Source organism: Chitinophagales bacterium, assembly GCA_020635995.1.
Lineage (GTDB): Bacteria > Bacteroidota > Bacteroidia > Chitinophagales > UBA8649 > JAFMKE01.
Genome location: JACJYS010000002.1, coordinates 260367 through 274421, shown reverse-complemented (window position 1 = coordinate 274421; position 14055 = coordinate 260367). Strand labels below are relative to the sequence as shown.

The following is a 14055-nucleotide window of genomic DNA, read 5'->3' as shown; positions in this document are numbered from 1 at the left end:
TTTTAGCTTAGTTTAGGTATGCTAACGTAAAACGAAGTTCCAACATTTTCGGTACTTTCAAACCAAATTTTGCCATTGTTGTTTTCTATAATCTGTTTGCTTATGGCTAAGCCCAGTCCCGTACCGCTTGATTTAGTAGTAAAATTAGGAACAAATACTTTATTCTTTTTGTCATTGGCAATACCACAACCATTGTCTTTAACTTGTACAAGATAATCCTCATCTTCTTCGCTTAGTGTTATTTCTATTGTGGGCTTGTCTATATCTTCAGTGGCTTGCATAGCATTTTTAACTAAGTTATTAAAAACACCTATTATTTGGTTTTTATCTGCCAAAATAAATGCTTCTTTAATAGTGGGGTTAAATATAATGGTTTGCTTATCTTCTTCATTAAATAAATTAACCACATTTTGTATTTTAAGCGTTAAGTTTATTTTGTTTTTGTGTGCCGTAGGCATTTTGGCAAAGTTAGAAAAAGCCGTAGCTATATCGCTTAAAGTGTCTATTTGCGATATAATGGTATTACTTACTTTTTTGGTTAGCTCTGGCACACGTTCGTCATTAGAGTCTATGGCTCTCTGCAAGTGCTGTATGCTCAATTTCATAGGTGTAAGCGGGTTTTTTATTTCGTGGGCTATCTGTTTAGCCATTTCTCTCCACGCTGTTTCTCTTTCCGATTTTGCCAAAGCTTTAGCACTGCGTTCTATTTCCTTTATCATTTTGTTATACTCTGCCACTAAAGCACCTATTTCGTCATTAGGATTGTTCCAAACTATGGCTTTATTTTTTTTGCTTAAACTCACTTGGCGTAGGTCTTCGCTTATTTTAGCTAAAGGGCTGGTAACAGAATTGGCTATTAAATAAGTAATAATTATAGAAATAATTAAAAGGAAAATATATAGATTAATTAGGGCAATAGTTAAGTCTGTTATATCTTTTTTTAAGGCTTTAACTTGAGCAAAATAAGGGATGTTTAAAAATGCCAACAAGTTTCCTTCTTTATCTCTAATAGGTACATATATTGACTGAAATTTCAACTTTCCTATACTTTCTTCTTGTATAAATCTTTCTGAATTTAAAGTAGATAAATTGAAATAAGCTATTGGGTTTATATATTTAGAAATAATTCCGTTGCTAAATATTCCCGGTTGCGAACTGATAAGCACTTTGCCTTGACTGCTAAAAATATTAACATCTATACCTTGGTTTTTGGCTAATGAAGCAATATCGTTACTAAATCCGGAGGGAATATTATTGTACGAAGTAATATTAAATTGGTCGTTTAAGTAGGCTATAGAAGACAGTACCGATTTTTGTTTCCTAATTAAATCTTCGGTGTAATCATTTTTGTAGGACTCATTAAAATAACTTACCGTTACAATTCCAATTAAGAAAAACGATGAAATGGTTATTAAAAAAATGGTAATTATAATTCTGTTTTTAAGACTAAAACGCAGTGGTTTTTTAGGCAAAAAATTAAAAATAAAGTTGAGTGCTATTAGTCCCAAAACGGCTAAAAGTGCCATCAAAATTATAATTATAAAAAAGTAGCTGAAATAAGAAAACTGTTTTAAAAAGCTATTTTTTTGCGAGCTGATAACTACTTTTGTGTTGTCGTCTATTTGAAAAATATTAAGCCAGTAATTATCTTTTACTATTACATTTTCTTTGGGGTTTTCATTGTCTTTAAGTAGCGTACCTAAAAAGTATGGAAAAGGAAACTCTCCCGATTGAGAAATTAGATAATTGTTATTATAAACAGCGTATTCATAGTTTTCTTTAATTTCATATCGGGCTTCAAGGTTAATATTTTCTTCTATTAAAAGTTCGGGATACAGATTTTCTTTAGTGTAGGTTTTGGGTGTAAACTCAATAATTAAAGTTCCTTTTTTGTTGCCTTCTACGTATATTGGCAGTAAAGAAATGTAAACATTTTTCCCATTTTTTTTGGGAAGTAGATACATGTTTTCCGTACCGGTTTGTTCGGCATCTGAAAGTTTATTTTTATAAAAGTCAATATTAAGTGTGTCAGAAGTTTTAATTCCTTTGCCTTCATTATTAAACTCGTAAGTTTCTATATTATACTTGCTTAAATATCCGCCAAAATACAAGAAATCTAAACGCTGGTACAATTCCTTTTTGGATACAAAAGGCGAAGTGAAGAATTTAATTACATAAGGATCTTCAACAATTTCACTTTTGACTACTCCAAATTTATATTCAGTAAGTAAATCTCTTTTTTCGCTATATTTAATAGCTAATGCAGCCTGCTTGTCATTTTCGTCTTGCTGATTATATATATTTATTAATGACGAAAGCAAAAGGGAAAGCGTTATGATGTATAGCATCATATAGTTTAGAGGTTTTCTGTACTTATCGTAATGTATAAGAGCAAAATTTAACAACATTAACGCCAATAAAGTAGCACTATATACAAGTGTTGTTTTAAAATCTTGTTTAAATAAAATAAATATTAAGAAGCACAAAAGTAGGGTAGGGATAATATAGAAAATAGATTTTTTGTGGAAATAGTTGTATAACTGATTAACCCATACCGAAATAGTTAAAAACAAGCTAATACCTCCAAGTACAAGAATAAATATACAGATAGCAGAGTAAATATTGGTAAGTGTAAGGCTTATTACATTAAAAGAAATAATAGAATTAATAACTAAACTCTTAATTAGAAAACCATAGCATAAAATAAGTGTAATAAGTATGATGCTAAAACAAACAAACTGTATTTTATTAAGTGATATTTTCTTTAAAAAATAATAAACCGAAAAATAGAGAAAGAAAGTACATAAGGCAATTATAATCATTAACAAAATACCTAAGGAATGACCTAAGTATTGCGAAGCATAAATTTCTGGACTAAACAGCAAAGTATTTTTAAAGGTATAAGGCACAAAGTGTACTAAAAGCACAAATAGTATAGATAAAATAAAGTGTAAGGTTAAAGAAGGGGAGAAACCATAATTTTTAGAAACAGCTCTAACTATAGTGAGTGTAAAAAGCATTAAAAACAGTAAACTTAAATATCCTACAATGTCAATTTTATTAAGATAATGAGTGGCGTTAGTGTCATCACTTAGTTTAAATATGGTATCGCCATTTTTGTTTTTTACAGGCGTTCCTGTTTTGGCAAATGGAGCCATTATTTGAGCTTTATCGCTTAATTTATAGTAAGGAGAAAAATCGTTAGTTAAATAAGCATTTACTATTTCAAACTTAGATTTTATAAGTTGTAAAGCTATAATATCATGCTCTTTATAACTTTGTTTTATGCCTACAAAATATCCATTTTTCCCTTCAACAAATAAGCCTTCTGTATTTAGCAGTTCTTTATTAAAAGAAAGGGCATAGGCGTTGCTAGACCAAAATGTTAAGTTATTAGAGTTGTAAACATATATTTCGTAGGGTTTATCATAAAGGAAGTTTAAATTGCTTTTGCTTATATCATTTTCTATAAGTTGGTTTAAGAGAGCAGAATCTTGCAATACCTGTTCAAAATCATCTTGAAAATCGCTTAAAACATTTTCGGAATAAGTAAGCTCCTTGCTAAAAAATTTTTCTTTAGAATAGAAAGCATTATAAAAAGTGCCGGCTATAAAGATGCAAAAAAACAAAAAAGATAATATGTATAGACCTTTATTTTTCATTTAGAAAATTAAAGATATAACAATTTGGTGTTTTACCACTAAAAAACTATTTAGAACCACACACAAGCACGTTACCGTATTCGTACCACGACTCCGAGTTTACTTCCCCTGCTGTTATTTCAACCAAAGGGAGAAATCTACCTTACTTTGAAATGTAATGTAAAACCATCAGAACGTTATCCTGCGGACTTGTTTACCAATAAGGCAGACGAATAAAACCAATGCACGTCTTTGCGAGTGAGGCACGAGCGAAGCAATCTTTATTGTTATCTTAGTGAAAAAATGATAAATGGAAAGAGGTGGATATATTTATATAATGACAAATAAGAATAATACTACATTGTATGTTGGAGTAACGTCTAATTTATGGAATAGGATAAATGAACATAAGTTAATATTGTTTCCCAGTAGTTTTACCGCTCGCTATAAGTTATTTAAGTTAGTTTATTTTGAGTCTTTTACATCCATTGAAGAAGCTATTTATAGAGAAAAACAAATTAAGGCAGGATCAAGAAAAAAGAAAATAGCATTAATCGTTTCATTGAATCCCCAATGGGAAGATTTATCAAGTAAAATAGAAGATTATAACTGAAAACAGATTGCTTCACTCCGTTCGCAAAGACGAACCGATATGAGCACGTCTTTGCAAATACCGTATTCGTGCCACGACTCCAAGTTCGTTCTTCCAAGTCGTAGCACGAATAAAACCAATGCACGTCCTTGCGAGTGAGGTACGAGCGAAGCAAACTAAAGATTATGTTTAGTATAAACCATTGACAAAATGTAAAACCAATTATTAACACAAACTACCTAAACTATTTTGAATTAATTAAAAAACAATATATCTTTATGCTTGTGTAGTCCACAAATAAACAACAATGACCAAACCTATCTTACTAATATTAATATTACTAATAGCAAGCCGATTACCGGCTCAAGAACAATTTGAAGTAAACTATAAATGTACAGAGGCAAATACGCTAACGACCCACATTACATACTTAAATCAAGATAAAATACCTTGCAAGATATATGATAGTTCACAGAAAAAAGTATATGAAGGTATATATCCAAATGCAGGCATAATATTAGCACAAGGAAACTATGAAGTAAAAGTGGCAGACAGTACAAAGAAAATAAGTGTTCCTCAAAAAGCTACGGCACAATATACCTATAGTCCCAACCCCGTATGCGAGGGAACGCCCGTACACTTTACCAGCCAAAGCACAGGCGATATAATAAGTTGGTATTGGGATTATGGAGATGGTAGTAGTAGTTTATTGCAAAACCCCATAAGAGATTACCCCTTTAATGGGGCGGTAGGTATGCCACGCAATATTATAATATCATTAATGGTTACAGATAAATATGGGTGTACTGGTTTTGTAGAAGACATCTTAGAAATAAATGGAGATAATTTACACCAGAAAATAGTAAGCGATTCCAATGCCTGCATGGGAGCAGAAGTAATTCTAAGAATAGCAAAAGACATAGGTGCAGATGCTGCACATGTTAGCACTCCTGTTCATTACTTGTGGAGTACAGGCGATACAACTCCAACAGTAAGTATAAGAGAAGATGGGGAATATAGCGTGTCAATAAGCGATACATATAATTGTAAAAGGGAGCTAAGTGCCGTTATAAAATTAATGGAAAAATCTAAAGCAGATATACAACTAATAAAAGAAATAGACAGTGGGAGAACAAAACTGGAAGTACCATATACAGCAGGGGTAAAGTACAGTTGGTATAAAAAAGAAAAAGGGGAATATGAGCAATTAGAAGAAAAAAGCAACAGATTAAATTTAGGAAAAGGAAAAAAAATAAATAAAATATGCGTATATTGTGAAATATGTAGAGAAAAAGAAGGGATGCCAAGTTGCTGTGTTAGTAGTTCCGAAGTAAAACTAAAATTAAAAAAGAATAAGATAAAAATGAAAACTACCAAAGCCCTAAGCCAATGACATTGCGACTTAGCGTCTTTGAGAGAGAATAAAAAAATATAATTAAAAACACATAACCAATAACTTTTGACCAATGACCAATGACTACTGACCACCAACCAAAACATTGCGACTTAGCGTCTTTGCGAGAGAATAAAAAAATATAATTAAAACAGCCAACAGCTAAAAGCCAACAGCCAAAGACTAAAAGCTAAAAGCCCAAAGCCAAAGGCTAACAACCAACAATAAAAAACAGAAACCATGAAAAACATACTACATATAACCGCACTACTAATATTAAGCACCCTATGCACCCACGCCCAAACCAACACCGCCCACTGGCAGTGGATGCACAGCATAGGAGGGGGGGCAGCAAGGCCCTAATACCCAAGACAAAGACAATATAGTAGATTTTAGAGTAGATAAATGGGGTAACAGCTATATGGTAGGAAGATTTTATAACAGTATAGATATACAAAACGTACATATGGATGTACCTCTTTTGGCTAACAATACACGCAATACCACAAACGGATTTATAGCTAAATTTGATTGCGATGGCAATGAAGAGTGGGCAAATAAATGGGGTAGTGCCGATGGCGGAGCTATATGGAATATTTTACCTACGGATAAGTATGTATATGTAAATGGTGTAACAAATACCCAGCAAAATTACCCCTGCTATATGAGTGATTCTGTAATAGCTAATCTGCAATGGGGATTTGTGGGGAGAGCCTTGGCAAGATATGATTTAGACGGTAATCTGTTAAGCTATAAATTGTATGATAAAAGACTAACAATAGCCCAACCCGGAGGACTACTGCAAGAAGATGCCGATGGTAATTTAATTGGCTTGGCAGGTAGCGATAGTGCCTATATAGATGGACATTATCTGGAACAAGGTTTTCATTTATTAAAATTAGATAGTAATGGCAATTATTTGGATAGTAAGCACTTATCGCCACAAACTGGTTTAATTTCAATACTAAGTTTAAAGATAGATAATCAAAATAATGTTTATTTAACAGGAGGAATAGATAGTGCTATACATACATTTTGTGGTGTTACTCCCGACTATGGACAGGATAGAACCATCGGTATTCTTGCCAAATTTGATAATGATTTTAATTTGATTTGGTTTGAACAGGCACATGTAATTGGTACAAGCCCAAGTACTTCAGTAGGAATTGACATGGATTTTGATAACGACCAAAATATTTATTCTTGTTTTGACGCTCGTATTTATAGTTCAACATTAAATAAAGGGGCTATATTTCAAGGAGATACTATTTTTAACGAAATAGCAGGTGTAGGTGCAACTAATAAATACACTTTACTTAAATATAATAGTTCAGGGACAATACTTTGGCATAAAAACATAAGTGGTAATTATAGTAATGAAGAAGCAAAATTTGCTTTAAACAGCTCAAAAGATACAATTATTATATATGGGTTAGTTCCATCTGGTCCTTTTAAATTTGATACAATTTTAACAACTTTGTCAGCTCATTCTTTATTTATTGCCAAATTTGATTTAGATGGGAATATATTAGATATTGATTTTATTCCTCATAGTGCAACTGTAATAGCAGATGTTTCTCCTTTTAGCCTACAACTTAGCTCAAATAATAACATTTATATAACAGGAACACAACAGCAAAGTATAATTTTCCCCGACAGCACCCTCAACCCCCTCCACGGTAGTGGTAGCAATAGAGATATATTTATAGCCAAATATGGCGTAAACCAATGCTTTAGATGCGATAGTGTACAGCCTGCCTTTACCGTAGCCCAAAATATAGGCTATACCGCCCAAGTAAGCAGCAATACAACTATAAATGCAGAAACGTACCTATGGGACTTTGGCAATGGACAAACCAGTACAGATAGCCTGCCTACCCTAAGTATTGTGTACCCCGATACCGGCACCTACACCGTATGCCTAACCGCCCAAAACTACTGCGATACACAAACCTACTGCCAACAAATACACATAGGCTGCCCACCACCGCTGGCAAGTGGCTACACCTACACCACCGGCACTAACAGCATAGCAATACAAAGCGTAAACATACAGCAATACGATAGTTATATATGGTATTTTGGCGATGGGGAAAGCAGTACAGACAGCCTGCCACAGCATAACTATACGGCAAGCGGTATATACAATGTATGTATAGCCGTACAAAACACCTGTGGCACAGATAGTTTTTGCCAAAGCATCAATATAACATGTCCACCGCCACAAATACAAAGTGCCGGTCTGCACATAGATACCCTAAGCATAGCGGGCACAGGCGTAAGCCTACAAAACCAAGACAGCGTATATTGGACATTTGGAGACGGGCAAAACAGCACCCAAACCAATCCGGTACACACCTATGCCCAAACAGGCACCTACAATGTATGCCTAACCGCCTACAACACCTGTGGGGATACCACCTACTGCCAAGAAGTGAGTGTAGTGGGCACCGGTATAGTACAGTTAAGCGATGGAGGCACAGTAAAAGTATATCCTAACCCTGCACAAAGCTATATAAACATAGAACTGCAAAACACGGTAGAGAGCCTACAAGTAAGAATAATAGACCTGCAAGGAAAAATATATATGAAAACCAAGATAAAACCAAGCAAAGAACAACTGGATTTAAGTAATCTAAGCAGCGGCATTTATTTCATACAGCTAAAAGACAAACAAGGAGAATATAGTATAAAAATATTGAAGGAGTAGATCACTTTACCCTGTAAAGGACAAAAAACCATACAGGGTGGGCTTCTTTATTACTTGTCATTTCGACCGTAGGGAGAAATCTACCTTACTCAAGCCAATATAAGCACGTCTTTGCGAGAAAATTATGACGCAGGAGTAATTTTTGTGGCAATCTCTACAAAAACCAAAAAATAACCTGACAGGGTGAAGCACGTCCTTTCACCAAATAGATTGCTTCACTCCGTTCGCAAAGACGAACGGACATGAGCACGTCTTTGCAACTCGTAGCACGAACCTCCACGATTACGTCTTTGCGAGCGAGGCACGAGCGAAGCAATCTTTATAATAATAGAAACTTACCCTGTCAGGGTATAAGCTTTGACTCCATTGGAAAAACTTTGGCTATTTTGCCCCAAAATCTTGAGTAAGATAAAAATAGACATAATTAGCATCATATTTTTTAGCTAAAACTATGCCTACGCCAATATCAGTGTAAATACGATTGACTATATTTTTTCTATGTTCCTTACTTTTATAAAGCAGTTTTATAGCATAGATAGCAAGCTGTTTGTAGGTAGGTGGATTATTTTTATCTATATAAGTGTATAAAATATTCTCAGCATAAGATTTATAAGGATAGTTGTAATATTGTAGCCGTTTATCTACAGTGGCTATTTCCTTTATTTTGGGATTTACATGATTAAAAAATGCGTATTTATTCATTTGACTTGAATGCAATAAAGCAGCTTTTTGAAGTAAAGAGTCTTCATGCAGATAATTTAAGCCATTGGCGTGTCTTATTCTGTTGGTTTCTTCAAGCATACATTTTTCAAGCAGTTCTATATCAATATTGTATATATTTATTACATCATTTTGGGTGTATGTGTTTTGGCAAAGTAAACTTTTTGACGAAACAAATAAAGAAAAAGTGATAAATGTATAAAAAAACGCTTTGTTCATATTGAATAAACGCATAATTGCCTCATAAAATTTCATTGTTAAAATCTTGTTAATTTATACTCATTCTAAATAACAATTTTCTTGCAATTTATGACACGCATTCTTGGAATAATTATTAAACATATAGTAACTTTGCCGAGATTTTAAATGACAATTCTATGACATTTATTAGGCTAAAAGCCCATAAACATTCAATTTTAAGTGTTTTAACACTATTTATATTTTCAATTATTTTAACCTTTAACGGGAACGTTTTAGGGCAAGATATAGACCAAGCAAAGTGGGATGCAGGAAAAAAACTGTTTAAATCTCAATGCCAAAGTTGTCACTTGCCCGATAAAAAAATGACGGGACCTGCCTTGCAAGGTGCTTTAGGTAGATGGATAGAAAATGGAGATTATAATGGTAAAAGCGGTGAAGAATGGGTTCACGAATGGGTAAAAAACAATTCTGCTGTATTAGAAGCCGGGCATCCTTATGCTAACAGCATCTATAATGAGTACGGAAAATCTGTAATGAGCTTATTCCCTCAATTATCTACAGAAGATATAGACAATATCTTTTATTATGCCGATAATTTTGATAAAAACGCTCCAGCCACGGCTACTGCTGTTGTGGGTGCAGACGGAGCACAAGGTACGGGTTATGTTTTTCCACTTAAAAACTTTATTTTCTTATTAGTTTTAGGATTAGCATTAATAGCCCTTATTTTATGGCGTTTATTTGAAACTTTAAAAAGACTTAAAGCTCAAAAAGAAGGTAAAGTACTTGAAGCAGAAGTGCCATTTTGGAGAAGTAAAAAATTGGCTACAGTATTAGTTTTAGCAGGAGTAGTGTGGTTATCGTATGTTACGGCATCGGGAGCTATTTCTTTTGGTCGCCAGCAAAACTACCAGCCTACACAGCCTATTAAATATTCACATGCTTTGCATGCCGGCAAATTTCAAATAGATTGCCAATATTGTCATACAGGAGCAGCAGAAGGCAAACATTCAAATATACCGTCTGTAAATGTATGTATGAACTGCCACAAAAATATAAAACAAGGCCCTACTTACGGAAGAAAAGAGATAGCTAAAATATATGCAGCTATAGGTTTTAATCCTAATGATGGCGTTTTTTATGGAGACAATAAAGATGCTAAAAAAGCAAAAGAAGATTTATTGGCATACCTAAAACAAGATTATGACGGTGCAGAAGTTAATCAAGATGAATTAGATGCCAGCTTAAATGCTGCAATGGATATGTTTGATAAACCGGTAGAGTGGGTTAGAGTTCATAACTTACCAGACCACGTTTATTTTAACCATGCTCAGCACGTAGTAGCGGGCAAAGTAGAGTGCCAAACATGCCACGGGAATATTCAAGAAATGGAAGTGGTAGCACAGCACGCACCTTTATCAATGGGGTGGTGTATCAATTGCCACAGAGAAACAGAAGTAGATATGGGTAATAACTATTACCAAGTTTATGAAAAATTTCATGAAGACCTTAAATCCGGAAAAATGGATAAGGTTACTGTGGAAGATATAGGTGGTACAGAGTGTCAAAAGTGTCACTATTAATAATTATAAAATTTAATTCCGATATAAATGTCAAATAATAAAGAATATTGGTCATCATTGGACGAAAAACGAGATAATTTAGAAACAAAATCAGAAGATAGTGTTTCCGATTTACCCGTTTTAAATAGTATAGCTGAAACAATTTCAACCAAAAAGTCAGGAAGAAGAGACTTTTTAAAGATGTTGGGATTTAGTGTTTCTGCGGCAGCTGTTGCAGCGGCTTGCGAAATGCCCGTTAGAAAATCTATACCTTATGTTATAAAGCCAGAAGAAATTACTCCGGGTGTTCCTAATTATTATGCTTCTACCTATACAAAAGGAGGAAACTATAATAGCGTACTTGTAAAAACAAGAGAAGGAAGACCAATTTTATTAGAAGGAAATAAATCATCTAAAATTTCTAATGGTGGAGTAGATGCTAAGTCTTATGCTTCTTTGTTAAATCTTTATGATGAAAAAGCAAGAATAAAGCAACCTTTAATAGACGGCAAATCTACAGATTGGAAAACTGCCGATAGCCATGTAGCTAAAAAACTAAGCGAAGCAGTATCTAAAGGACAAGAAATAGTACTATTATCAAGTACAATTTTAAGCCCTTCTACTAAAAAAGTAATAGCTAAATTTCAATCAACATACCCTAATGCAGAGTGGGTACAGTATGATGCTATTTCGGAAAGTGGTTTATTAGATGCCAATAATGAAAATTTTGGTAAAAGAGCAATACCTGAATATCATTTTGATAATGCCGATTTAATAGTAAGCGTAGGTGCCGATTTTTTAGGCACTTGGATTTCTCCAACTGAATTTTCTGCCGATTATGCAAAAGGTAGAAAATTAAGTGCTACTAACAAAAAAATGAGCAGACACGTTCAAGTAGAAAGTATTCCTACTCTTACAGGCTCAAACGCAGATTTAAGAATACCGGTAATGCCATCTCAAGAAGCTTTGGCATTATTAAAATTATATAACCTTGTTGCTTCAGCTACAGGAAATACAACTTTAAGTGATTCCAGTAAATTTGAAAATGCAAAACTTAAAGAAGTAGCTAAAGATTTAGTTGCAGCAAGAGGAAAATCTATAGTAGTTTCTGGAAGTAACTCAAAAGAAGTACAGTTGTTAACCAATGCTATCAATGAAATGTTGGGCAACTATGGCAAGACAATTACTTGGGATAGAGCTTCTTACTACAAACAAGGAGATGATACTAAGCTAAATTCTTTTTTAGCAGATTTAAAAGGTGGCAAAGTAGGCGTAGTATTAGTGTTAGATGCAAATCCTGCATATAATTTGGGAGAGGCATTTACTGCAAATATTAGTAAAGCTACTCTTGTAGATTTTTCTACACGCCAAACAGAAACTACAGCGGTAGCAAATGTGGTATGTCCAGATAATCATTTCTTAGAAAGCTGGGACGATGTAATGCCAAAAGATGGTGTTTATGCAACTATTCAGCCAACAATACATCCACTATTTAAAACAAGACAAGCTCAAGAATCATTATTAAAATGGTCGGGAGATAATACTTCTTACTATGATTTTATTCAAGCTAATTGGAAAACAGACGTATTGCCGGCTCAAAGAATGTACTCAAGCTTTGATGCATTGTGGGATAATGCCGTACATGATGGAGAAGTAACATTTACCTCAAACGGAAGTGCCGTATATACGGCATCAAACTTAAGTAGTGCAGCTTCTGCGGTAGTAAAAAATGCTAAATCATCAGATGTAGAGTTAAAACTTTACGAAAAATCGCAAATAGGAGATGGTACGGTTTCAGATAACCCATGGATGCAAGAATTAGCAGACCCAATTACAAGAATGACTTGGGATAACTATTTAATGGCTAATCCTAAATGGGTTGAGGAAAAAGGCTTATGGCACAATACTAAAAATAGAGAATATAAAGTAGCTAAAGTAACTGTAGGCGGAAAAGAATTAACATTGCCGGTAGTGGCAATGGCAGGTGTGCCTTATGGAGCTTTAGGTTTTGCTTATGGATATGGTAGAACAAAAACTACACATCCGGAATACGAAAGAGGTGAAAATGCTTTTGCTTTATTAGATAGAACAAAAGACGCTAATGCAGAAGTATTCTCAGTAGGAGATATTACAGCCGTAGGCGGTCATAAAATGGCTATAGTTCAGCAAGAATTTGGAATTACACACAAAGGATTAGGTGGTGTAAAAACAAGAAAAGTAGTTAAAGAAACTACCTTAACAGAATGGCAAGAAAATCCGGCTGCTGGAAACGATATTAATTTTGGTAGCGAGTGGATGGGCAGAAAAGAGTGGATGGAGAAATATTCTAACTCATTATACGGAGGAGGAGTAGAATCTAATGAAATAGAAGGTAGTAAAGACTACGGAGGAGCACACTACGAAGAGCAAAGAAACGGACACCACTGGGGAATGGGTATAGACCTTAACCTATGTATAGGCTGTGGAGCTTGTGTAGTAGCTTGTAATGTAGAAAATAACGTTCCAATAGTAGGGCGTAATGAAGTGAGAAGAGCTCACGACATGAACTGGCTTCGTATAGATAAATACCATACCGGAGATGAAGAAAATCCACAGGTTATTTTCCAACCAATGCTGTGTCAGCACTGCGATAACGCACCATGCGAAAACGTTTGTCCGGTGGCGGCTACAAACCACAGTACAGAAGGTTTAAATCAAATGACGTACAATAGATGTATAGGTACTCGTTATTGTGCAAACAACTGTCCTTACAAAGTAAGAAGATTTAACTGGTACGATTACCAAGGTGCAGATAGTTTTACCAGCAATGAAGGTGGAATTTGGAACAACGATTTTGATGGAAATGATGGAGCAGTAAGCTACAATGGAACAGGATTAGGATTACATTCTCCATTAGCTAAAATGGTATTAAATCCGGATGTAACAGTAAGAAGTAGAGGAGTTATAGAAAAATGTAGTTTCTGTGTACAAAGAATACAATTAGGTAAATTAGAAGCTAAAAAAGCTAATAGACCATTGAGAGATAATGATATTGTAACAGCATGCCAAGCGGCTTGTGGAACAGACGCCATAACATTTGGAGATACTAACAATCAAAAATCAATAGTATCGGGAGTGTGGGCAGACCCAAGAGCATTTGGTGTGATAGAAGAAATACATACCTTACCTTCAGTTAGATATTTAACTAAGGTTAGAAATCAAAAAACTGAAGATTTAGTATAATTAAAAATTAATTT

General features: G+C 34.2%; 7 protein-coding genes. 5 read left to right on the top strand and 2 right to left on the bottom strand.

Annotation, left to right across the window (positions count from 1 at the left end; genetic code table 11):
* Positions 1–2: 2 nt before the first annotated feature.
* Positions 3–3662, bottom strand: a complete 3660-nt coding sequence (locus tag H6578_05260) for a HAMP domain-containing histidine kinase (GenBank protein MCB9226559.1) — start codon at positions 3660–3662, stop codon at positions 3–5.
* Positions 3663–3951: 289 nt separating this feature from the next.
* On the opposite strand from H6578_05260, the gene H6578_05255 reads away from it, so the two are divergent.
* The 3 genes from H6578_05255 (at position 3952) to H6578_05245 (ending at position 8336) form a co-directional block, all read left to right on the top strand.
* Positions 3952–4254 carry a GIY-YIG nuclease family protein gene (locus H6578_05255; protein MCB9226558.1) on the top strand — a complete coding sequence of 101 codons (303 nt, stop codon included), beginning with the start codon at positions 3952–3954 and terminating at the stop codon, positions 4252–4254.
* Between the two features lie 286 nt (positions 4255–4540).
* Positions 4541–5626, top strand: a complete 1086-nt coding sequence (locus tag H6578_05250; protein ID MCB9226557.1) for a PKD domain-containing protein — start codon at positions 4541–4543, stop codon at positions 5624–5626.
* Positions 5627–6047: 421 nt separating this feature from the next.
* Positions 6048–8336 carry a PKD domain-containing protein gene (locus H6578_05245; protein MCB9226556.1) on the top strand — a complete coding sequence of 763 codons (2289 nt, stop codon included), beginning with the start codon at positions 6048–6050 and terminating at the stop codon, positions 8334–8336.
* Positions 8337–8717: 381 nt separating this feature from the next.
* Here H6578_05245 and H6578_05240 read toward each other — a convergent pair whose 3' ends face one another.
* Entirely contained in the window at positions 8718–9311 is a 594-nt protein-coding gene (locus H6578_05240) for a hypothetical protein (protein ID MCB9226555.1), read from the bottom strand.
* Positions 9312–9433: 122 nt separating this feature from the next.
* Between H6578_05240 and H6578_05235 the strand changes: the two genes are divergently transcribed.
* Both H6578_05235 and H6578_05230 read left to right on the top strand, forming a co-directional pair.
* The gene (locus H6578_05235) at positions 9434–10840 is read left to right on the top strand and encodes a cytochrome c class I (GenBank protein ID MCB9226554.1); all 1407 of its coding nucleotides are present in this window, start codon (positions 9434–9436) and stop codon (positions 10838–10840) included.
* A gap of 27 nt (positions 10841–10867) precedes the next feature.
* Positions 10868–14041, top strand: coding sequence for a 4Fe-4S dicluster domain-containing protein (locus tag H6578_05230; GenBank protein MCB9226553.1), 3174 nt, complete (start codon positions 10868–10870; stop codon positions 14039–14041).
* The last annotated feature ends 14 nt before the right edge of the window (positions 14042–14055 follow it).

What these genes read in the sequence shown, in the direction of transcription:
- H6578_05235 (MCB9226554.1), top strand. Translation starts at nt 9,434, where the DNA reads ATGACATTTATTAGGCTAAAAGCCCATAAACATTCAATTTTAAGTGTT.
- H6578_05260 (MCB9226559.1), bottom strand. Translation starts at nt 3,662, where the DNA reads ATGAAAAATAAAGGTCTATACATATTATCTTTTTTGTTTTTTTGCATC.
- H6578_05230 (MCB9226553.1), top strand. Translation starts at nt 10,868, where the DNA reads ATGTCAAATAATAAAGAATATTGGTCATCATTGGACGAAAAACGAGAT.
- H6578_05245 (MCB9226556.1), top strand. Translation starts at nt 6,048, where the DNA reads ATGGTAGGAAGATTTTATAACAGTATAGATATACAAAACGTACATATG.
- H6578_05255 (MCB9226558.1), top strand. Translation starts at nt 3,952, where the DNA reads ATGGAAAGAGGTGGATATATTTATATAATGACAAATAAGAATAATACT.
- H6578_05240 (MCB9226555.1), bottom strand. Translation starts at nt 9,311, where the DNA reads ATGAAATTTTATGAGGCAATTATGCGTTTATTCAATATGAACAAAGCG.
- H6578_05250 (MCB9226557.1), top strand. Translation starts at nt 4,541, where the DNA reads ATGACCAAACCTATCTTACTAATATTAATATTACTAATAGCAAGCCGA.